Origin of the sequence: Amycolatopsis oliviviridis, assembly GCF_014654365.1 — a bacterium.
GTDB classification, from domain to species: Bacteria; Actinomycetota; Actinomycetes; order Mycobacteriales; family Pseudonocardiaceae; genus Amycolatopsis; species Amycolatopsis oliviviridis.
The window spans coordinates 71,298-91,982 of sequence record NZ_BNAY01000010.1 but is presented as its reverse complement, the minus strand read 5'-3'; the positions used below and the strand labels follow the sequence as shown (position 1 = coordinate 91,982).

The following is a 20,685-nucleotide window of genomic DNA, read 5'->3' as shown; positions in this document are numbered from 1 at the left end:
ACGATGAGATGTGGCCGGTTTACGGCCACAATTATCGGGAGGTGTCGTGACCGCGCCACGCGAACGGATGCTGCGGCTGCTGTCGCTCCTGCAGACCGGCCGGGCCTGGCCCGCCGCCGAACTCGCGACGGCCATGGAGGTCCCGCCCCGCACGCTCCGCCGGGACCTCGACCACCTCCGCGGTCTGGGCTATCCCGTGGAGAGCAGCCGCGGTCCGGGAGGCAACTACCGGCTGGTCGCGGGCGCCGCGCTGCCGCCGCTCATGCTGGAACACGACGAGGCGATCGCCACCGTGCTCGGCCTGCGTCTCGCCGCCGCGGGCGGGACCGGCATCGACCTGACCGCCGAATCCGCGGACCGCGCCGCCGCGAAACTCCGGCGAATCCTCCCGCCGGCGCTGCGACGGCGGACCGACGCGATGCTCGCCGCGGTCGAGTTCGGGAGCGGTGAACAGCCGCGGGTCGGTCCTGACGTGCTGAGCCTCCTCGCCGCGGCGATCGCGGCCCGGCGGTGCCTCGAGTTCGCGTACACGGCGAAGGACGGCCCGTCGTCCCGGACCGTCGAGCCGATGCGGCTCGTCCAGCTCGGCAGGCGGTGGTACCTCTACGCCTGGGACCTCGACCGGCGGGACTGGCGGAGCTTCCGCCTCGACCGGATCGACGCGCCGAAGACGACCGAGGTGGCGTTCGAGCCCCGTGAGCTGCCTGTCGACGACGTCGCGGGGCATCTCCAGGAACGCTTCCACAGCACGAAATCGCTCCGGATCACGCTGACCCTCGACGTCGGCGCCGATGAGGCCGCGGCCCGGCTGCACCGGGTCGACGGGACTTTCGAAGCGCTCGGCGGCGACCGCTGCCGGTACGTCGCGGAGGTCGATTCCTTCGAGTGGCTGGCTGTCGTCCTGACGCTCACCGACATCGGGTTCACCGTGGAGGACCCACCGGAGTTCGCCGAGTACCTCGCCCGCGTCGGGCGCCGGTTCCTGGGTCCCGAGCGCCACGCTTGACACGTTCAGCGTCCCGGGCGTGGCGCTCGGGACGCAGAAGCTCAGGCGTCGGGCTGGGTCGAGCGGCTGAGCTCCCAAATGCAACATTGGGAACGAGGTGAAGGCGTCGGTGCGTAGGTGTCCCGAAAGTGGCTTTCGCGACACCCCAAGCGTCGTGCCTGGGCGGGTGTCACGGCGGGGCTGGCCGTTCTCGGATGGTCGTGAGTGGTAAGTCGGGTTCTAACGGACTCGTACTTACCTACCCACTGATGTGACTGACGGTTGAGTGTGGAGTGCTGGATGCCGGTGCGGTCGACGGGGGAAGATTCCGGCCGTTGAGCGTCCGGAATCTTCCCCCGTCATCTCGTCTGCTGCCGGTCGTGACCGGTACGACCTTGATCAACGGAGGATTGGGGACGTTGAGTGTCCCGGATCTTCCGTTGATCAAGATCCGAGCCCGGGCGACCCACGCGACGATGAAGGAATCAGGACACTCAACGTCCCAATTCCTGCACCGTCGAGCCCGGCGGCCGCTGAACCGCCACCCTCGCGCAGGTCAGGTGTGGGTAGGTAAATACCGGTCCGCTCTAACGCCACTTACCGCTCACGACCAACCTGCACCCCTCACCCAGCCGATGGCCCTGCCTCAAGAACCGTCTTCGGGACTCACGCGCCACGCTTGAGACGTTCAGCGTCCCGGGCGTGGCGCTCGGGACACCGCCGCTCGGGACGCAGAAGCTCAGGCGTCGGGCTGGGGCCACTGCTGGCCCCGCGTCCACGAGTCCAGCACCATCAGGGTCTTCGTGCCCGTCACCTGGTGATGCCGCCTGATCTCGTCGATGGTGCGCTGCAGGTGGGCCATGTCCCGGACCCGCAGCCAGACGAGCGCGTCGGGGTCCCCGGCGATGGTGAACACCGCCTGGGCCTCGGGCATCCGGGTGGTCGTGCGGACGATCTCGCCCACCTTGGTGGTCCCGGTGAACCGCAGCTCGGTGAACGCCTCGATGCCCCAGCCGAGTTTGGCGTGATCGATCTGGACGGTGTAGCCGGTGATGACGCCGTTCTCCTGCATGCGGTCGATGCGGCGTTTGACCGCCGCGGTGGACAGCGTGACGCGGGCGCCGATGTCCCCGAGGGTGCGCCGGGCGTCTTCCCGGAGCAGTTCGAGGATCTCGCGATCGGTCTCGTCGATGAGCAGGTCCGCCATGAGCCGAGATGGTACGCAGACGCAACGGATATCGGCCACCGGTGAAGATGGGCCGGATTTTTTGCGCGATCGGGAGCAATAGACTGCCGCTTGTTGCGACGGCCCGGCGAGGTCGGGTCTCCTGTCGTGACGTCACGCGGGGGTGCCGAAGGAGGCAGGTCTGGTGGAGCAGTTCACGTTGGAGGACCGCTATCTGCGGGAGGACGGCACCGTCTATCTCAGCGGGGTCCAGGCCCTGGTCCGGATGCTGTTCGACCGGGTGCGGCACGACCGCGCCGCCGGGGCCTCGCCCGCCGTGTTCGTCTCCGGATACGAGGGTTCCCCGCTCGCCGGGTACGACCTCGAACTCGGCCGCCGCTCCGTCCTGCTCGACAAGCACGACGTCGTGCACCGCCCCGGCCTGAACGAGGAACTCGCCGCGACGGCGGTCATGGGCAGCCAGCTCACCGCGTCGGTCGGTTCGTCACCCGGCGGGGTCACCGGCTTCTGGTACGGCAAGGCGCCCGGCCTGGACCGGGCGACGGACGCCCTGCGGCACGCCAACCTCGCGGGCACCGATCCGGCGGGCGGCGCGGTGGCGCTGGTCGGCGACGATCCGAACGCCAAGTCCTCGTCGGTGCCCTGCGCCTCCGAGCTCGCGCTCGCCGACCTCGCCATGCCGGTGTTCTTCCCCTCCGACTCACAGGACATCCTGGACTTCGGGCTGCACGCCGTCGAACTGTCCAGGGCGAGCGGGCTGTGGTCGTCGATGAAACTCGTGGCGAACGTGGCCGACGCCGCGAGCACCGCCCACGTCCGGCCACGCTGGACGGCGCCGGAGCTGGCCAAGGGTTTCACGCCCTACCGGCACAAGCCCAGCTCCCGGCTGCTCGGGACCACGCTGATGGCGCTCGAACGCAGCCTGTACACCGAACGCCTGCCGCTCGCCGTCGAGTACGTGCGGGCGAGCGGGGTCAACCGGATCGTCCAGGAAGGACCCGCGGACCGCGTCGGCATCGTCACCGCCGGAAAGTCCTATCTGGACCTCATGCAGGCGCTGCGGCTGCTCGGACTGGACGCGGAAGCGTTGTCCCGGCACGGGATCCGCATCCTCAAGCTCGGCGTGATCCACCCGCTCGAACCGTCGATCGTCCGCCGGTTCGCCGAGGGCCTGAACGAGATCGTCGTGGTGGAGGAGAAGCGCTCCTTCGTCGAGTCGGCGATCAAGGAGGTGCTTTACGGCACCGCCGGCGCGCCCGCCGTGTACGGCAAGACCGGCCCCGACGGCCGCACCCTGTGCACCGAACTCGGCGAACTCGACCCGGACGCCGTCGCGAGGGTGCTGGCCGGGCGGCTGAGCGAGCATCACGAGATCCCGTCCGTGACCGCGTGGCGGCAGCAGCGCCGTCGCGAGCGCATTTCGATCCCGCTGCTGACCAGGACGCCGTACTTTTGCTCGGGCTGCCCGCACAACTCCTCGACCAAGGTGCCCGAGGGAACCGTGGTGGGCGGCGGCATCGGCTGTCACGCGATGGCGCTGTTCATGGAACCGGAACAGGTCGGCGAAGTCGTCGGCCTGACGCAGATGGGCGGCGAGGGCGCGCAGTGGCTCGGGATGGAGCCGTTCGTCGACGCCGAACATTTCGTGCAGAACATCGGCGACGGCACGTTCACCCACTCCGGCAGCCTTGCCGTACGGGCCGCGGTGGCCGCCGGGGTGAACATCACCTACAAGATCCTCTACAACGCGACCGTCGCGATGACCGGTGGCCAGGACGCCGTCGGCGGACTCCCGGTGGAGCGGCTGGCGTCGCTGCTGCTGGTCGAAGGCGTCGCCAAGGTGGTCATCACCAGTGACGAGCCGAAACGGTTCCGCGGCGTCAGCCTGCCTGACGGTGTCGAGGTCCGGCATCGTGACGAACTGCTGAGCACGCAAGAGGAACTGGCCGGTATCACCGGCGTGACAGTGCTCATCCACGACCAGGAATGCGCCGCGGAGAAACGCCGCAAGCGACGTCGCGGCAAGCTGGACACCCCGGCCGCCAAGGTCGTGATCAACGAGCGTGTCTGCGAAGGATGCGGGGACTGCGGCGAGAAGTCGAACTGCCTGTCGGTGCAGCCGGTCAGCACCGAGTTCGGCCGCAAGACCACGATCCACCAGTCGTCGTGCAACGTGGACTATTCGTGCCTGGCGGGGGACTGCCCCTCGTTCATGACGGTGGTGCCCACCGGGCGGAAGCACCGGCGGCAGGCGGGCGAGATCACCGCCGCCGAACTGCCCGAGCCCGCGAGCGCCGGCACCGACTTCACCGTGCGGATCACCGGCGTCGGCGGGACCGGCGTGGTCACCGTCGCGCAGATCCTCGCCACCGCGGCCGTGATCGAGGGCAAGCAGGTCCGGACCCTGGACCAGACCGGGCTCGCGCAGAAGGGCGGTGCCGTCGTCTCGGATCTGAAGATCACCGCCGAGCCGACGCCGCAGGCCCCGAAACTCGCCGCCGGGGAATGCGATCTCTACCTGGCCTGTGACGTCCTCGTCGGCGCCGACCCGGCACATCTGACGGTGACCGATCCCGGCAGGACCACCGCCGTGGTCTCCACGACCGAGGTGCCGACCGGCCGGATGGTCGTCGACACCACCGTTTCCTTCCCCGACGCGGCGGCCGTCCGCGGCGCGATCTCCGAGAACGCGGCGCGGACCGTGGCGCTCGACGCGCGGGCACTGGCGGAAACCCTGTTCGACGACGACCAGTTCGCGAACATCCTCCAGCTCGGCGCCGCGCACCAGACCGGCGCCATCCCGCTCGACGCGGTCAGCCTGGAACGCGCGATCGAGCTCAACGGGGTCGCCGTCGCGGGCAACCTTCAGGCCTTCCGGCGCGGCAGGCAGCTCGTCGCCGATCCCGACGGTCTGCACGCCGCGGTCGCCCCGCCCGCCGTCGCCGCGACTCCCGCCCCGTCGGCGGCCACCCTCCGTGCCCGCGCGCTCGTGCGCTCCGAGCCGGGTTCGGAACTCGCGCGCCTGCTGGACATCCGCGTCCCGGAGCTCGTTCAGTACCAGAACGTTCGCTACGCGCGGGAGTACGCCGAGTTCGTCGAGCGGGTCCGGGTTCTCGAAGGGGATTCGACCGCCGTCACCGAGGCGGTGGCGCGCAATCTGCACAAACTGATGGCCTACAAGGACGAGTACGAGGTCGCGCGGCTCTCGCTCGATCCCGCCGTGATCGCGGGGATCGAGGCGGAATTCGGGGTGGGCAGCCGTTACGCCTACCGCCTGCATCCTCCCGTGCTCCGCGCGCTGGGGATGAAGCGGAAAATCGCGCTCGGCCCGAAGTTCCGCCCGATTTTCGTCGCGCTGCGTGCCGCGCGGAAACTGCGCGGCACGCGCTGGGATCCCTTCGGCAAGGCGCACGTCCGGAAGGTGGAGCGGGAACTCGTCACGCAATACCGGGAAACGATCCTCACCGCTTTCGGCACCGAGGACGCCGATCGCGGCAGGCTGCTGGCACTGGCCGAGCTGCCCGATTTGGTTCGCGGTTACGAAGACGTCAAACTGGCGAACGTCGAGGCCTATCGCCGGGAACAGTCCGCGCTCCTCTCCGATCTCGCGCCCGGAAAGACCCGGGTCAAATCCTGACCGGTGAATTCCGTGGTTTTCGCGGTCTTCGTTTCCGTATTCCTGTCCGGCTGAATCCGGACCCCGGCGAAGACCATCTTGCCCGGGAATTTGACCATTCCCGGGCCCCGAACGGAGGTTGTGTCCTCCTCGGCGGTGGCAAGACTGGAGATCGTCATCGCCGAGGAGGAGGACGGATGAGACTCGACCGAAAGATGGTCGCCACCCTGGCGGCCGTCGTGCTGATCGCGACGCCGTTGACCGGTTCGGTGTCCATGGCCGGTGAGCCGAACAGGGGAGATCCACCCGCGCCGGTCTGCTCGCCGGATACCACGGTGAAGACCGGCGACGGTCCGGTGTGCGGTGTCACGGCCGCCGGGGTGACGTCGTGGCAGGGGATTCGTTACGGCGCACCGCCGACCGGGGAACTTCGCTGGAAGTCGCCGCGCAGGCCGGCCCCGTGGACCGAGACCTTCGCCGCGACCACCGAGGGCAACCAGTGCCCGCAACCGGCGGGCCTGGGGCCGGGTTCGGAGAATGAAGACTGCCTCAACCTGACCGTCCGCGCACCCGCCAAACCGGCGCCCGGGCCGCTCGCGGTGATGGTGCAGATCCACGGCGGCGGCTTCCTGCTGCTGAAACCGCAGGACGCCAGCCGTCTGGTGACCGGGGGCAACGTCATCAGCGTGGAAGTCAACTACCGGCTCGGGATCTTCGGTTTCCTGGCCCACGAATCCTTCGGCGAGCACGCCGGGAACTACGGATTGCTGGATCAGCAGGCCGCGTTGCGCTGGGTGCAGCGCAACATCTCCCGGTTCGGCGGCGACCCCCGCAACGTCACGATCTACGGTGCCTCGGCGGGTGGCTCGAGCGTCTGCGCCCACACGGCTGCGCCGAGTTCGGCGGGATTGTTCCAGCGCGGTATCGCCCAAAGCGGGGAGTACAACTCGCTGCTCGGCGTGAACACCCAGTGGCAGGCGCAGGACTGCAAGGCGAAACTGCCCACCGAGGAGGAGGCTCACCAGGCCGGCGCGAAGTTCGCCGCCGGTGTCGGCTGCGGCGTCGCCGCCGAAGCCGCCGCGTGCCTGCGGAAGGCACCGGCGGCCGCCCTCCTCAAACAGGCGGGCAACGGGAGGGAGCCCGGCAACGGCACGGTGGCGCCGATCGTGGACGGCAAGTTCCTGCCGATGTCTCCGGGCGAGGCGTTCGCCACCGGGCACGTCAACGACGTCGCGCTGATCCACGGCGTGGACCGCGACGAGACCCAATTGCCGTCCGCGACGACCCCGGCCGACTACGAGAACCTGGTGCGCCAGCAGTACGGCGAGCACGCGCCCGCGGTCTTCGAGACGTATCCGCTGAGGCGATTCCCGGCGCCCGCGCCGTTCCTCGCTTACCGGACCATCGTGGCCGATTCCAATTCGGTCTGCCCCTCGGTGCTCAACAGCGAACGACTGTCCCGGCACATCCCGGTGTTCGCCTACCAGTTCGACGACCCCGACGCTCCGCCGCAGTTCTTCCTGGACGCCACCAAACCGAACGGCGCCTACCACGTCGCCGAAATGATGCTGCTGATGCTCCCGAACGGCGTCAAGCTCACCCCCAATCAGCAGGTCCTGTCGGATCAGTTGCTCGCGCAGTGGACCGGATTCGCCCGCACCGGCAATCCGACGGTGGACGGCACGCCGCTTTGGGAGCCGTACACCGAGGACAATCCCGTCGTCATGTCGCTCAACGCGGCGGGGGACAGCCAGCTCACCACTGAGATTCCGCGCCAGCACCACTGCGAAGAGCTCTGGGACCCGCTGACGCCGTTCAACGAGCGCCGATAGCCTGGGTCGTGAGTGGTAAAGAGGGTTATTGAGGGGTAAAGCAAAATGTTTCATGCTCGCTCGCGTGCATGTCGGCCTCGGATGTTGTGAAGGCCACTTTCACAACGTTGAAGGTTGTGAAAGTGGCTTTCACAACACTGCCCTGCCGCCAGCCCTCCCGTACCGACCGCTCGCCTGTCTTCGCCGACGTCGCGAAAGCCACGTTCGGGACACCCGGGCGTCCCGAACGTGGCTTTCGGGACGCTTCCGAACCCGAGTCACCCCCGCGGACCGCAAGACCCGAGGTGAAGGGGACCATCCGCTCATGCAATGCGGGGAAGTCCCCTTCACCGCGCTCGTCACCGTCGAGCACCGGTCCGGTGTGGGGCGAGCGACTGAAGACGCCACTTCTGTCTTACTTCTCAATAGAACCCTCTTTACCACTCACGACCCTACGCGAAACCTAACTTAAAGACATCAATCGGACATGGGGTCGCTCTTGAGTGTCCCATGTGGACACATCTACCTACTTAAGCGCGTGAAGGCCCCCTTCCCTCGGCTCAGCCGAAGGAAGGGGGCCTTCACGCGCGCCCGCGACCGAGCGCAGCCAGAATTCATTAGGTACCTATGGCACCCTCGGCTGTAGTCCGAATCGTCACTCACGACCACCCGACCGGCCGGGACGCGGCCGCCCGAGCAAGGAACGCGGCCTTGAGCAGCACACCAGATCTGGGGCCCGTGCCCCAGCGCATCACCGTCGACGTCGAACAGGTTCGCCGGTTGATCGCAGACCGGTTCCCGGAGTGGGCCGGTCTCCCGGTCCGGCCCGTGGCCAAAGGCGGCTGGGACAACTTCACCTTCCGGCTCGGCGACGCGATGGTGGTACGTCTGCCGAGCGCGGCCGAGTACGCCCTGGCAGTCGACAAGGAACAGCGCTGGCTGCCGGCGCTCGCGCCGCGGTTACCGCTCCCCATCCCGGTCCCGCTGGCGAAGGGGCGTCCCGGTGCGGACTATCCCTTCCCGTGGTCGATCTACCCGTGGCTCCAGGGCGAACCGGCGAGCGCGGATCGCATCGCCGACCCTGTCCGCTTCGCCGTCGACCTGGCCGGATTCTTGGCAGCGCTCCAAAGCGTCGACCCTGTCGACGGGCCCCAGCCGGGTAAGCACAACTGGTTCCGTGGCGCCACCCTGCGCACCTACGACGCCACGGCCCAGCGCGCGCTCACGGCGCTGGACGGTCACATCGACGTCGTCACGGCCCGTGAGATCTGGAAGACCGCGTTGGACACCCCTTGGGACGGAAAGGATCGCTGGTTCCACGGCGACATGGCGCCGGGGAACCTCCTGCTCGACGGCGGGGAGCTGGCGGCCGTCATCGACTTCGGGACCTGCGGGGTCGGAGACCCGTCGTGCGACATGGCCATCGCCTGGACGCTGCTGACCGCCGACGGCCGACAGGCGTTCCGCGAGCGGCTGTCCGTCGACGAAGAGACCTGGGCACGGGGGCGTGGTTGGGCACTGTGGAAGGCGCTGGTCGCCTGTGCGCAGACCGTGGACCGGTCCGATGAGGAATCCGTGAACGCGCGTCGTGTCCTTTACGGAATCTTTTCCGAATACGCGATCAGCTGCGGTTGAGGGCATAAATACCGCCATTTCCTCACCTTTCGGCTGTTCGTGTGGAACGTGATCGTGGCAGGAGCCATTTCCGGATCGATTGCCTTACGGTCGCACCGGGGTCCGCACAGCGCAGGCAATCAGATCAGGATTGGGGAGTCGTCATGATGAGGAATCGTGTGCCCTCGGGACGAAGACGGGCGTTGTCGGTGGCGGTGGCGGCCGTGGTGGTCACCGGCTTGATGACGGGGACGGCGCGAGCCACCCCGGTCGGACCGGTGGATCTCGGCACGCTGCCGGGCGACGACGAAAGTACGGTCCTGGCGGTCAACGAAGCCGGGGTGATGGTCGGGCTGTCGCAGGTGGGCCGGAGCCCGAGGCGCGATCTGCCGGTTCGCTGGGACGCCAACGGCCAGATCATGGCACTCCCGACGCCGGGTGGCACCGAGGGCCAGGTGCGCGACATCAACAGCAGCGGGGTTTCCGCCGGCTACGTGCTGACTTCGGGCATCGCGGTGCCCACCCGCTGGGACGCCGCGGGTCAGGCGACCCAGCTCCAGCTTCCGGCCGGCCACCGCAACGCCATCTCGCTGGCGATCAGCGACACGAACGTCGTCGTCGGGGCCTGGTTGACAGCGGACAGCCAGTACCACGGTTTCCGCTGGGACCCGGATGGCACGGTCGCCGATCTGGGCGCCCTTCCCGGCGAGACGTGGAGCATGGCCGAGGACATCTCCGCCGACGGCTCCATCATCACGGGCGGCGGCTTCCGCACCGGGGCGAACCAGTCCGCGCGGTGGGTGAACGGCGGGCCGATCACCGAGCTGGAGCCGCAGGCCTACAGCAGCGGGGCACATGTGATCAACGACAGCGGCGTGATCGCCGGGACCGTGAGCGACACCAGAAGCGGGCCCGTCGTCCCGGCGAGGTGGGACCAGGCCGGCGTCCGGCACCCGATGGAATGGCCCAGCCCGCACGTGGTCTGGGTCTACGGGATCGGCTCCACCGGCTACGTGGTTGGCTCCGGCTACCTCTATCCGCCGAAGCGGTCGGCCGTGCGCTGGGACCTCGACGGCCACGTCACCGCCCTGTCCGACGACGGCCGCGGCGCGGACGCCGAAGCGGTCAACGCGGACGGCACCGTGGTGGGCACCTGCAGCAGCCAGGCGACGGTCTGGTTCCGGAACGGGGAACGCAGGCAGCTCGGCGCGCTGCCCGGCGGGACCAGCAGCCGGGCCTACCGGATCACCGACAGCGGCCGCGTCGTCGGGACCGCCTACACCGCCGCGGGCAAGAGCCACGCGGTGTACTGGACGCTCGGCTAGCCCGGCCACAAGTCCGTGAAGGGCTCCTTGAGGGACCCAGGGTCCCTCAAGGAGCCCTTCACGGACCGTCCATTCCGGACCTCTCCCGAGGACCACCGGATCGGGTGATCATCGAAATGCGCCTTCCCCAGGGCCTGTCTTACGTTGGGTGCCCGACGCGAGGGAGACTCGATGACCACGACCGCCGAGGTCGGCAGACCGGACGTCACCCCGCCGGTGCTGAGCCGCAAGCGCAGGAACGCGGTGTTCGCGGCGGTCATGCTCGGGATGTTGCTCGCGGCGCTCGACCAGACGATCGTGGGGACCGCGCTGCCGACGATCGTCGGCGACCTCGGCGGGGCCGGGCATCTGTCCTGGGTGATCACCTCCTACCTGCTCGCCGAGACGATCATGACCGTCGTCGTCGGGAAGCTCGGCGACCTGTTCGGCCGCAAGCTGATGTTCCAGCTGTCGGTGATCGTGTTCACGGTGGGCTCGTTCTTCTGCGGGTTCGCCGACGACATGATCTGGCTCATCGTCGCCCGCGCGGTGCAGGGGCTGGGCGCGGGCGGTCTGATGGTCACCGCGACCGCGCTCGTGGCCGACGTCGTGCCCTTGCGTGAGCGGGGCAAGTACCAGGGCATCCTCGGTTCGGTCTTCGGCGTCGTCACGGTGCTCGGCCCGATGCTGGGCGGGTTGTTCGTGGACCACCTGTCGTGGCGGTGGGCCTTCTACGTCAACGTCCCGATCGCGGTCCTCGTGCTGATCGTGGCGGCGAGCGCGATGCCGAGCGTGAAGGCAGCCGCGAGGCCGGTGATCGACTACCTCGGCATCCTGCTGATCGGGCTCGCAGCGACCGGCCTGACGCTGGTCACCAGCTGGGGAGGCACGCAGTACGCCTGGGATTCGCCGACGATCATCGGGATGTCGATCGGCTCGGTGATCCTGCTGGTGCTGTTCGTCTTCGCGGAGAAACGGGCGAAAGAACCGACCCTGCCGATGCGGCTGTTCCGAAATCCCGTCTTCGCCGTTTCCGCGATCCTGAGCTTCGTCGTCGGGTTCGCGATGCTCGGCGCGCTGTCGTACCTGCCGACCTATCTGCAGTACGTCCACGGCATCTCGGCGACCAGTTCGGGGGTGCGGATGCTGCCCATGGTGATCGCGTTGCTGGTGGCCGGCATTTTCGCGGGCAATGTCGTCGGAAAGACGGGGCGGTACAAGATCTTCCCGATCGCGGGCGGGGTCGGGCTGACGCTCGGCCTGTACCTGCTCTCGCGCCTGACCCCGACGAGCGGCTTCTGGGAGATGTCCCTCTACTTCGCCGTCCTCGGCCTTGGCATCGGCTTGAGCATGCAAGTCCTGGTCATCGTCGTGCAGAACACCGCCGACTACCGCGATCTGGGCGTGGCGACCTCCGGCGTGACCTTCCTCCGGTCCTTGGGTTCCTCTTTCGGGGCGGCCATCTTCGGCACGATCTACGCCAACCAGCTGGCACCGAACATGGCCGCGGCGGTCGCGGAACATCCGCTGCCACCCGGAATCGACCCCAGAGCCGTGCAGGTCCCGAACGCGCTCCACGCCTTGCCGGATTCCGTGTCGGCCCCCTATGTGCAGGCATACAGCGATTCCCTGCACACGGTGTTCCTCTACGCCGCGCCGGTCGGGCTCGTGGCGCTGGTGCTGGCCTTCTTCCTCAAGGAGGTTCCGCTGCGGGACACCTCGCGAGCGGCCGCGCCGGACCTCGGCGAGGGTTTCGCGATGCCGGAGTCGGGCAACGGGGACCAGGATCTCGAGCGCGCTGTCGGCCGATTGCTGGCACGCGACGGAAAAGCGGCCTCCGCGGGTGTCCTCGCGAAGTCCGGTTGCGAGCTCGATACCGGCGGGCTGTGGTGCCTGGGGCAGGTCCGGCTGCGAGAACGGCGGGACAAACCCACGTCCCTGAAGGTGATCGGCGATCGCTACGGCATCCCGCCCGAGGTGTTCGAAGCCGCCTTCGCACGCCTGGAATTCACCGGACACCTAGCCTTCAAATCCGGGGAGTGGGCCACCACGGAGGCGGGGCGCGCGGAACTCGAAAAGCTCATCCGGGCGTGGAAGGACTGGCTGGCGGAACGGCTGCAGGACTGGGGCCTGGAAGGACACGAGGAACTCGACGAGGCACTCAGCCGGGTCGCGAACCGCATCCTGGACCAGGCAGCCGAGGACCAGCCGAGCGGGAAGCACGCGGCAGTCGTCTAGTAAGGACTTCCGTAGTTCCGCAGGAAAAGCGCCTCGGTCAGCGCCATGGCCGAGATCTCTTGCGGTGACACGCTTTCGTTGGGCGCGTGGATGCGCGCTTGCGGCTCCTCGACGCCGATGAGCAGGATCTCGGCGTCCGGGTACGTCTCGGCGAAGACGGTGCAGAGCGGGATCGACCCGCCTTGCCCGAGCTTGCTCATCGGCCTGCCGTACGCGGCCTGCATCGCGTCGGCCATCGCCCGGAAGGCGGGGCCGTCGATCGCGGAGCGAAAGGGCTGACCACACGCTTCGACCTCCGTCGAGAGGTGCACACCCCTGGGCGTCGCGGCGATCAGGTGCGCGGTCAGCGCGGCCGCCGCCTCGTCCGGCTCGACGCCGGGCGGGATACGCAGGTTCAGCCGGGCCCGGACGTGGGGCGTGATCGCGGCGGCGGAGCCGACCACCGGAGGACAGTCGATACCGAGGATCGTCACCGCCGGGCGCGCCCACAGCATGTCCGCGACGCCGGCACCGCCGAGCAGCGGCGCGCCGGGGAAGAGCCCGGCGTCGACGCGGAACTGCGCGTCCGGGTACGGGGCTCCGGGCCACAGACCGTCGTTGGGCAGGCCGTGAACGGTGGTGTTGCCCTCGTCGTCGCGGAGGGTGGCGAGTACGGACACCAGCGCGGCGAGCGCGTCCGGGGCGGGGCCGCCGAACATGCCGGAATGCAGTTCGGACGGCAGCGCGTCGACGGTGACGACCATGGTGACCATGCCGCGCAGGCTGACCGTGACGCCGGGCTGCCCGACCGCGACGTTCCCGGTGTCGCACACCAGGATCGTGTCCGCCCGAAGGAGCTCGGCATGATCGGGGACGAAGGCCTCCAGCCCGCCGGTCCCTTGCTCTTCTGAACCTTCGACGACCAGTTTGAGGTTGACGGGCAGGTCGTCGCCGAGCGCGCGCAGGGCGGTGAGATGCATGAGGATGTTGCCCTTGCAGTCGGCGGCGCCGCGTCCGTACCAGCGTCCGTCCACTTCGGTCAGCTGGAACGGCGGCGTATGCCACGCGTCGTCCTTGAGCGGTGGCTGGACGTCGTAGTGCGCGTAGAGCAGCACCGTCGGCGCGTCTTCCTTGCCGCACGAACGGGAACCGATCACGGCCTGGCTGCCGTCCGGGGTGTCGGCGAGCCGGGTGTCGGTGAATCCGGCTTCGGTGAAGGCGTCCGCCACCCAGGTGGCGGCACGACGGCACTCGTCGGGCGGGAACTGCCGGGGATCCGCGACGGAACGTATCGCGACAAGCTCCGCGAGTTCCTCCTGTGCCTGCGGCATCAGCTCGTTCACCCGGTCACGGAGATCCATCTCCCTCATCCTCCTGTCACGTTGGCGAAGCCTTGTCGGTTCAGGAAATCCTTGAAGCCCGCGAGTTTCTCGGGGCAGTAGACCTCGACGACGAGCAGTTGCCCGCGGACCAGGGCGGCCTCCGGGAGCACCGGTCGCGTGCCCGGCCCGCCGCCGGAGATCCCGCCTTCGCTCGTCGCACGGGCGAACGCCGCGTCCGGGTCGGCGCAGATCGAGCCGCCGTCCGTACCGAACAGCCGGACGAGCTGTTCCTGTGACGGCGTGCGCGCGCCTTCCTGGACGAGCCGCGAGATGAGCAGATCGGCTTTCGCCTCCGCGTCGGCGTTCGATCGTGCGGAGCGGAACAGCAGGTACCCGGTCAGCAGCAGGACACCCAGCACGATGCCCACCACGACGTACACGGTCTTCCGCTGTCTGTGGCTCGACCCTCTGTCCACTGTGGTCATGATGGGCTCGTCTCGGACTGCTCGGGCAGACGCCACGAAGGTTTACGCAGGCGGTGGAACAGGAACGGCACGAGCAGGCCGAGGCCGAGCGCGCCGCCCGCGACGATCCCGAGGTACACCCACGGATTGCCGGAACCGAACTGGGAGGGCGGGACGAACCCCACCAGCAGCGCGGCCAACGACGCGCAGAACCCGACCCCGCAAAGACCGACCAGCATCGGCGCGCGGTAGCCGCGCGGGTGATCGGGGAACTTGCGCCGCAACCGCACGGCGGCGACGAACATCAGCAGGTACATGATCAAGTACACCTGGGTGGTGATCACCGAGAAGATCCAGTACGCGCTCGACACGTCCGGGATGAACGCGTAGAGCAGCGCGATGAGTGTCGTGATCGCGCCTTGGACGACGAGGATGTTCTGCTGCACGCCCTGTTTGTTGAGCCGTTGCAGGAAAGGCGGCAGGTAGCCCTCTTGCCGCGAGATCAGCAGCAGCCCCTTGGACGGTCCGGCGAGCCAGGTCAGCATCCCGCCGAGCGACGCCAGGACCAGCATGATGCCGATCAACGGCGTCAGCCATTGGATCCCGAAGTTGGCGAACACGGCGTCGAAGGCCTGCATCACCCCGGCGGTGAGCGACAGCTGATCGGCCGGGACGACCCAGCTGATCGCCAGCGCGGGCAGGATGAAGATGAGCAGCACGAGCCCCATCGCCACGAACATCGCGCGCGGGAACTCCTTGCCCGGCTTGCGCAACGAGGACACGTGCACCGCGTTCATCTCCATCCCCGAATAGGACAGGAAGTTGTTCACGATCAGCACGAGGCTGGCCAGCCCGGCCCACGCGGGGAGCAGGTCGCCCGCCGACATCGGCGCCGCGGACGGGTTTCCCTGCCCGAGGAACACGAGGCCGAGGACCACCAGCAGTGCCCCGGGGATCAGCGTGCCGATCACGAGCCCGCCGCCGGCGAGCCCGGCGACGCCTTTCGTGCCACGGGAAGAGATCCAGACCCCTGACCAGTACGTCACGACGATGACCGCGGCCGTCCACCAGCCGCTGTCGGCGAGGCTCGGGTCGAACACGTACGCGAGCGTGCTCGCGACGTACCCGAGCAGGCTCGGGTAGTAGAAGATGGTCATCGCGAACTGGCACCAGACGGCCAGGAAGCCCATCGGTTTGGAGATCCCGAGCGCGACCCAGTTGTAGACGCCGCCGGACCAGCCGGAGGCGAGTTCGGCCGAGACGAGCGAAGTCGGCAGCAGGAACACGATCGCCGGGACGATGTAAAGGAAAACGGCCGCGAGTCCGTACACGGCCATCGTCGGCGACGGGCGCAGGCTCGCGACCGAACTGGTCGTCATGAGCGCGAGCGCGATCCAGGAGATCCACGCGGTGGCCGGGACGGTGCGGGTGCTCACGACGTGCTCCCGCCCGGTTCGGTTAGCGGTCTCTCCGTGGTCGTCATGGTCATCGGACCTCCTCGAGCTCGGCGTGCGCTCGATCGTGGTCCGCGCGGAGCCCGGCCGGGTCACCCGTTGCGGGCGAGACCGGCCCGGTCCGCTTCGCCGTGACGACGTGCCCCGGCCGCCCGGCCTCACCCGGATCGGGGGAGTGCGGGCGCGCTCCGCTGTGTTTTCGTGACGGCAAGGGTTCTCGTGACGGCAAGGGTTTCCGTCACGGCAAGGCGTCCGGTCGGCGGGAGATCGCGGAGGGATCATGGCGGGAGAACCGCGGCACCGATTCGTGGTGAGCAGGCTCTGGGCGGGCGGGTGCGCGACGGCACTGGTCGCGGCCCTGGCGGCGATCGTGGTCATCCTCGTCGCGAGTGGACTGTTCGGGGTGCCCGTGCTGGTCCCGAGCGGGGGAGGCGCCTGGGGCGGCATCGGCGCCACGGCCTACGCGGCGTGTGCCGCGGTCGCCGCGCTGGCCGCGACCGGGTTGCTGCATCTGCTCTTGATCGGGACACCGCGCGCGAGGTCGTTCTTCGTGTCGATCATGCTGCTTCTCACGGCGATCACCGTGATCGTCCCGCTGAGCATCGACGCCGACCTGGGCGCCCGGATCGCGACGGCCGCCGGGAATCTGTTCCTGGGCGTGCTGATCACCGGCACGTTGTCAGGCGTCCTCCACTCCGCGATCCGGGCGGGCCGGCTGGTTCGCTGAGCCGGCTACCCGCTACGTCGTGGTGGTGGTGACGGTGACCGCGACGACGGCGGTGGACACCGCGATGGCCGCGGCCGTGCGGACCACGGCGGCGTTGACGGCTTCGGCGCCCCAGTTGCCGTTCTCGATCTCCTTCGCGCGTTTGTAGACCTTCGCCGACCACGCGAGAGTCGGCCGGAGCGCGGGGAGAGCACCGCTCGCGGACAGCAGGGCGGTCACCGCGGCCGTGCGCGGGTCGGGAGTCTTGTCCTCCACCAGCACGGCGCGGATCTCGTCCCGGAGCGCCGCCTCGTGCCGCGTGTCGGCCGCGGGCAGGCGGGTCATGGGGAACAGGCCGAGCACCCGCTTCTTCTCGCGCCGGATGAGGCCGCGTTCGATGAGCCTGTCGGTCAGCGTCTTCCAGAGGTCGCCTCCGATCGCGAGCAGCAATGGCTGCACACGCTGGGTCTTCTCGGCGATCCGGTCGTACGCGGCCTGCAGGACCGGGTCGGGCAGCGGTCCGTCTCCCACCGCGATGATCCGGGGACCGTTCAACGCGGAAGGATCACCCGTCTCGACCCTGCCGAGCAGAGCGAGTTCGGCGAGGACGGCGCCGCCGAGGGTGTAGGGCAGAGTGCCCGCCGCCGCGGGGGTCCCGGTCTCGTCGTCGAGCAGCAGCAGGAGCAGATCCTCGACGATCAGCAGGTCGTTTCGCACAGTTCTCCCGTTCTCCGCACCGTCCACAGAGGAGTGGACGCCCTTCGATGGTCTTACGGGAGTGACGACGGGACCAGTGACACAGCGTCATACGTTGCCGATTCGCTCGAAAGACTGGTCCTCGAAGGGTGCCGGGCCGGTCTTGGCGCGGACCGGCCCGGCACCGGAGGAGGTCAGGCCGGTTCCGCCACGCAGGCGCGATCGTCCTTCGGGCGCTCGCCCGTGGTCAGGAACGCGGTGACCGTGTCGTTGGCGCACTTGTTCGCGCCGATCAGGTAGGCACCGTGGCCGCCCTGATCGGCGGTGACCATCCGGGCCCGGTCACCGAGGGCGCGCCGCATCTGCTCGGCACCGGACAGCGGCGTCGCCGGGTCGCGGGTGTTCTGCGCCAGCAGAACGTTCGACGGGCCCCGGTCACCGACCCGCACGGGCGGTTCGGCGGGCTCGGACCGCCAGAAGGCGCACGGGCGGATGTTGGCCCCGGACGCGCCGAAGATCGGGTAGCGCTTCCGGTCGACGGAGACGTCGTGCAGGTAACTGCCCACCGACGTCGGCCAGCGGGAGTCGTTGCAGATCACGTAGAGGTGGCTGGCCACCTTGTTCTCCAGTGTCTGCGGGGCATCCGCCGCGGCCGCCGGAGGTAGCGGCTGGTTCGTGTCGAGCGCCTTCCAGATCTCGGCCAAGCCGGGCATCCGGCTGTCGCGGTACAGGGATCCGAAGGTCGCCAGCCGGAACAGGTTGCCGTCGTAGCCCTGCACCGGGGCCCGGTCCAGGCGGCCGGCGAGGTAGAAGTACTTCGCGGTCACCGCTTCCGGGGTGGTGCCCAGGCCGTACTCGGGACGCGCCGCGGCGAACTTGGCGAAGTCCGGGAATCGCTTCTCCATGCCCGGCCCGAACAGTCTGCTGCCCGTCCGGTCCAGACCACCCGGGACCAGGTTGCTGTCGAGCACGATCCGGTCGCCGCGGTCGGGGAACAGCGTGGTGTAGACCGCGCCGAGGTGGGTGCCGTAGGAGTAGCCGAGGAAGGAGAGCTTGTCCTCGTGCAGCGCCTCACGGATCCGGTCCATGTCGCGCGCGGTGGCCGCGGTCGACAGGTAGGGGAGCAGGTTCGCCGTCTTGGACTTGGCGCACTGCTCGGCGACGGTCTTCGCGTTCCGGGCCTGGGTCACCACATCCGCCGCGTTGCGCGCGTACGGCGGGATGTTGCCCCTGTACTGCTGTTCCGTCGTCAGGTCGCAGGTGACCGGAGTGCTCCGGCCGACCCCGCGCGGGTCGAAGCCGAGGATGTCGTAGCTGTCGAGGACGCTTTGCGGCATCTTGAGGTCGACGAGCCCGCCCGGGAAGTCGAGGCCGCTGCCGCCCGGTCCGCCGGGGTTGGTCAGCAGCACACCCCGGCGCTTGTCCGGGTTCTTGCTCGCGAGGCGGGAAAGCGAGAGCTGGATCTGCTGCCCGTCCGGGTTCCGGTGGTCGAGCGGGACGTCGATGGTGCCGCACTGCAGGCCGGGTTTGGCGACGTCGGCGGGGCATTCGCCCCACTTCAGGCCGGGCTCAGCGAGTCCCGGTGGTGCGAACATCACTGCGGCCGTGGCCGCGGCGACGGCGATGGTCAAGGCTCTCCGCATGGTTTCCCCTCGGGTGGCGCGTCGGGCGTCTGTCCGTTTTGAGTAGAGACCGTGCCCTCGGGGCAGGGTCAACAAAGACGTTCGCCGCGGGCGCCATCCGGTGATCCTCCTTGACTGTGCCCCAGGGGCATGGTGTCCACTTCGGGGGATGGCTTGGAGCACACGTGAGCTGGCGGAGCTGGCCGGCACGACCCTGAAGACCGTCCGCTACTACCACCGGATCGGTCTGCTCGACGAGCCGGAACGAGGGGCGAACGGGTACAAGCGGTACCGCATCTCGCATCTGATCCGGCTGCTGCGGATCCGGCGGCTCGTCGATCTGGGGGTGCCGCTGTCCGACATCGAGGCGATGGACGAGTCGGACGGGAACGCGGAGCGGACGTTGCGCGCGCTGGACGCCGAACTGAAGGTGAGCATCGAACGGCAGGAGCGGATGCGGAAGGAACTGGCGTTGATCCTGGACCGCCGCAGCCTCGTCGACCTTCCGGCGGGCTTCGACGGAGACGTCGCCGATCTGTCCGAAGTGGAGCGTTCGATGCTGATGGTCTTCTCGCGAGTTCTGGACGCGAAGACGATGGAGGCGATGCGGGAGCTGCACGCGGCACCCCGTCCTCCGGCGCAGGCGGAGTTCGACACGCTACCGGCCGACGCCGACGACGCCACGAGACAGCGGCTGGCCGAGGCACTCGCGCCGGTCGCGCGAGACCAGCTCGAGGCACAACCGTCCTTGACGGACGCGAGGACACGGGTGGCCCTGACCGATCGGGCCGTCCTCAGTGGACTGGTGGAGCTGTACAACCCGGCGCAGCTGGACGTCCTGCGGCGGCTGAATGCACTGATCGAGCCTCTGGAACCGAAAGAAGAGAAAGGACCATGAAGAACCTCAAACGACGGTGGCAGCTCGGCAAGGTCAGGCCCGGCGACGGGAGCCCGCTCCCGGAATACCGGCTCTGGCAGCTTTTCTCCCGTTCAGTGCTCTTCCTCGATCTCGTGACGCCGTCCGGGGAAACCCACGTGTACGCGGTCGATGTCCGGCACATGGCCGACGCGAAAAGCAAGAAGGAGCACGAGAACGCGGTCGGGAAGAGCCCCGCCGCGCTGTACCGGGACGGCGTCCAGATCCATCGGTCCAACCTGCCGACGTCGTTCCCGGTGCCCGGCGGTGTCATCGAGGTCGCGACCAGCGCGTTCGGAATGAAGCGCATCCACTTCGTCACCGAGGACGGCACCGAACGCGCACTGCGCCCGCACGATCGTTCGCAGGAAGGACTGCGGGCGCGATTCGGGCGGCGGTTCCCGCGTACGAGCGCCGTTGTCGGCGCGGTGACCCTCCTCGTCCTCCTGACGGCGCTCGTCATCAGCCTCATGCACGGCATCGAGGCGGTCACCCGGGTCCCGGCCATCGCCGAGCACGTCGGCCGGTTCGTCTCGCCGGTCGATCTGCCCACGTGGGGGAACGTCGTCTTGACCGTCGCCGGGGCGCTTTCCGCCGTCGAACGTGCCACGAGACTCCGGTTCAACCGGCTACTCGACACCGTCGCTTCCTGATCGGCGTCGAGTCGCGCTCGGGTAACGCATTTAGGCGACTAATTGCGGGAGGTGGGGTGCCTGGCGGCGTCTCGTGCGCCCCGCCCGGGACGCTCATCGTCTCGAACGTGGCGCTCGGG

15 protein-coding genes are annotated in these 20,685 nt (G+C 68.7%); 9 read left to right on the top strand and 6 right to left on the bottom strand.

The features are described 5' to 3' along the window. Positions 1 to 46 precede the first annotated feature (46 nt). Positions 47 to 1,006, top strand: coding sequence for a helix-turn-helix transcriptional regulator (locus tag IE302_RS34595; protein WP_229908110.1), 960 nt, complete (start codon positions 47 to 49; stop codon positions 1,004 to 1,006). Positions 1,007 to 1,724: 718 nt separating this feature from the next. Here the strand turns inward: IE302_RS34595 and IE302_RS34590 are convergent. Further along, entirely contained in the window at positions 1,725 to 2,192 is a 468-nt protein-coding gene (locus IE302_RS34590) for an Lrp/AsnC family transcriptional regulator (RefSeq protein ID WP_191258664.1), read from the bottom strand. A 163-nt stretch (positions 2,193 to 2,355) separates the two neighbouring features. On the opposite strand from IE302_RS34590, the gene IE302_RS34585 reads away from it, so the two are divergent. The 5 genes from IE302_RS34585 (at position 2,356) to IE302_RS34565 (ending at position 12,754) form a co-directional block, all read left to right on the top strand. Next, positions 2,356 to 5,808, top strand: coding sequence for an indolepyruvate ferredoxin oxidoreductase family protein (locus tag IE302_RS34585; RefSeq protein ID WP_191258663.1), 3,453 nt, complete (start codon positions 2,356 to 2,358; stop codon positions 5,806 to 5,808). Positions 5,809 to 5,984: 176 nt separating this feature from the next. Further along, complete coding sequence (locus IE302_RS34580) at positions 5,985 to 7,619, top strand: carboxylesterase/lipase family protein (RefSeq protein WP_191258662.1); 1,635 nt, start codon at positions 5,985 to 5,987, stop codon at positions 7,617 to 7,619. Positions 7,620 to 8,309: 690 nt separating this feature from the next. Next, entirely contained in the window at positions 8,310 to 9,233 is a 924-nt protein-coding gene (locus IE302_RS34575) for an aminoglycoside phosphotransferase family protein (RefSeq protein ID WP_191258661.1), read from the top strand. Positions 9,234 to 9,376: 143 nt separating this feature from the next. Next, entirely contained in the window at positions 9,377 to 10,537 is a 1,161-nt protein-coding gene (locus IE302_RS34570) for an HAF repeat-containing protein (RefSeq protein ID WP_373308063.1), read from the top strand. 171 nt (positions 10,538 to 10,708) lie between these two features. Next, complete coding sequence (locus tag IE302_RS34565; protein WP_191258660.1) at positions 10,709 to 12,754, top strand: MDR family MFS transporter; 2,046 nt, start codon at positions 10,709 to 10,711, stop codon at positions 12,752 to 12,754. Here the strand turns inward: IE302_RS34565 and IE302_RS34560 are convergent. The 3 genes from IE302_RS34560 to gadC are packed head-to-tail and all read right to left on the bottom strand — an operon-like array spanning position 12,751 to position 15,955. Then, positions 12,751 to 14,103 carry a dipeptidase gene (locus tag IE302_RS34560; protein ID WP_229908108.1) on the bottom strand — a complete coding sequence of 451 codons (1,353 nt, stop codon included), beginning with the start codon at positions 14,101 to 14,103 and terminating at the stop codon, positions 12,751 to 12,753. The two genes, IE302_RS34565 and IE302_RS34560, sit on opposite strands and share 4 nt — an antisense overlap. After that, positions 14,100 to 14,540 (bottom strand): hypothetical protein, encoded by a 441-nt coding sequence (locus IE302_RS34555; protein WP_191258658.1) that lies wholly within the window; start codon positions 14,538 to 14,540, stop codon positions 14,100 to 14,102. The genes IE302_RS34560 and IE302_RS34555 overlap by 4 nt, the downstream gene beginning before the upstream one ends. After that, positions 14,537 to 15,955 (bottom strand): glutamate/gamma-aminobutyrate antiporter GadC, encoded by a 1,419-nt coding sequence (gene gadC / locus IE302_RS34550; RefSeq protein ID WP_191258657.1) that lies wholly within the window; start codon positions 15,953 to 15,955, stop codon positions 14,537 to 14,539. Before gadC ends, IE302_RS34555 begins: the two co-directional genes overlap by 4 nt. Positions 15,956 to 16,253: 298 nt before the next feature. On the opposite strand from gadC, the gene IE302_RS34545 reads away from it, so the two are divergent. Further along, entirely contained in the window at positions 16,254 to 16,700 is a 447-nt protein-coding gene (locus IE302_RS34545) for a DUF6069 family protein (RefSeq protein ID WP_191258656.1), read from the top strand. Between the two features lie 12 nt (positions 16,701 to 16,712). Here the strand turns inward: IE302_RS34545 and IE302_RS34540 are convergent, their stop codons facing one another. Together IE302_RS34540 and IE302_RS34535 are read right to left on the bottom strand one after the other, a co-directional pair. After that, a complete protein-coding gene (locus IE302_RS34540) occupies positions 16,713 to 17,396 on the bottom strand; it encodes a GOLPH3/VPS74 family protein (RefSeq protein ID WP_191258655.1) in 684 nt (227 codons plus the stop codon). 173 nt (positions 17,397 to 17,569) lie between these two features. Next, positions 17,570 to 19,018, bottom strand: coding sequence for an alpha/beta hydrolase (locus IE302_RS34535; RefSeq protein WP_191258654.1), 1,449 nt, complete (start codon positions 19,016 to 19,018; stop codon positions 17,570 to 17,572). Between the two features lie 148 nt (positions 19,019 to 19,166). Here IE302_RS34535 and IE302_RS34530 point away from each other — a divergent pair, with 148 nt between their 5' ends. Together IE302_RS34530 and IE302_RS34525 are read left to right on the top strand one after the other, a co-directional pair. After that, positions 19,167 to 19,895 (top strand): MerR family transcriptional regulator, encoded by a 729-nt coding sequence (locus tag IE302_RS34530; RefSeq protein WP_191258653.1) that lies wholly within the window; start codon positions 19,167 to 19,169, stop codon positions 19,893 to 19,895. Continuing rightward, positions 19,892 to 20,566, top strand: a complete 675-nt coding sequence (locus IE302_RS34525; RefSeq protein ID WP_191258652.1) for a hypothetical protein — start codon at positions 19,892 to 19,894, stop codon at positions 20,564 to 20,566. Before IE302_RS34530 ends, IE302_RS34525 begins: the two co-directional genes overlap by 4 nt. Positions 20,567 to 20,685: the final 119 nt, after the last annotated feature.

Excerpts from the sequence above, each read along its gene's own strand:
- IE302_RS34590 (WP_191258664.1), bottom strand. The coding sequence starts at position 2,192 with ATGGCGGACCTGCTCATCGACGAGACCGATCGCGAGATCCTCGAACTG.
- IE302_RS34580 (WP_191258662.1), top strand. The coding sequence starts at position 5,985 with ATGAGACTCGACCGAAAGATGGTCGCCACCCTGGCGGCCGTCGTGCTG.
- IE302_RS34570 (WP_373308063.1), top strand. The coding sequence starts at position 9,377 with ATGATGAGGAATCGTGTGCCCTCGGGACGAAGACGGGCGTTGTCGGTG.
- IE302_RS34565 (WP_191258660.1), top strand. The coding sequence starts at position 10,709 with ATGACCACGACCGCCGAGGTCGGCAGACCGGACGTCACCCCGCCGGTG.
- IE302_RS34560 (WP_229908108.1), bottom strand. The coding sequence starts at position 14,103 with ATGAGGGAGATGGATCTCCGTGACCGGGTGAACGAGCTGATGCCGCAG.
- IE302_RS34555 (WP_191258658.1), bottom strand. The coding sequence starts at position 14,540 with ATGACCACAGTGGACAGAGGGTCGAGCCACAGACAGCGGAAGACCGTG.
- IE302_RS34545 (WP_191258656.1), top strand. The coding sequence starts at position 16,254 with ATGGCGGGAGAACCGCGGCACCGATTCGTGGTGAGCAGGCTCTGGGCG.
- IE302_RS34535 (WP_191258654.1), bottom strand. The coding sequence starts at position 19,018 with ATGCGGAGAGCCTTGACCATCGCCGTCGCCGCGGCCACGGCCGCAGTG.
- IE302_RS34530 (WP_191258653.1), top strand. The coding sequence starts at position 19,167 with ATGGCTTGGAGCACACGTGAGCTGGCGGAGCTGGCCGGCACGACCCTG.
- IE302_RS34525 (WP_191258652.1), top strand. The coding sequence starts at position 19,892 with ATGAAGAACCTCAAACGACGGTGGCAGCTCGGCAAGGTCAGGCCCGGC.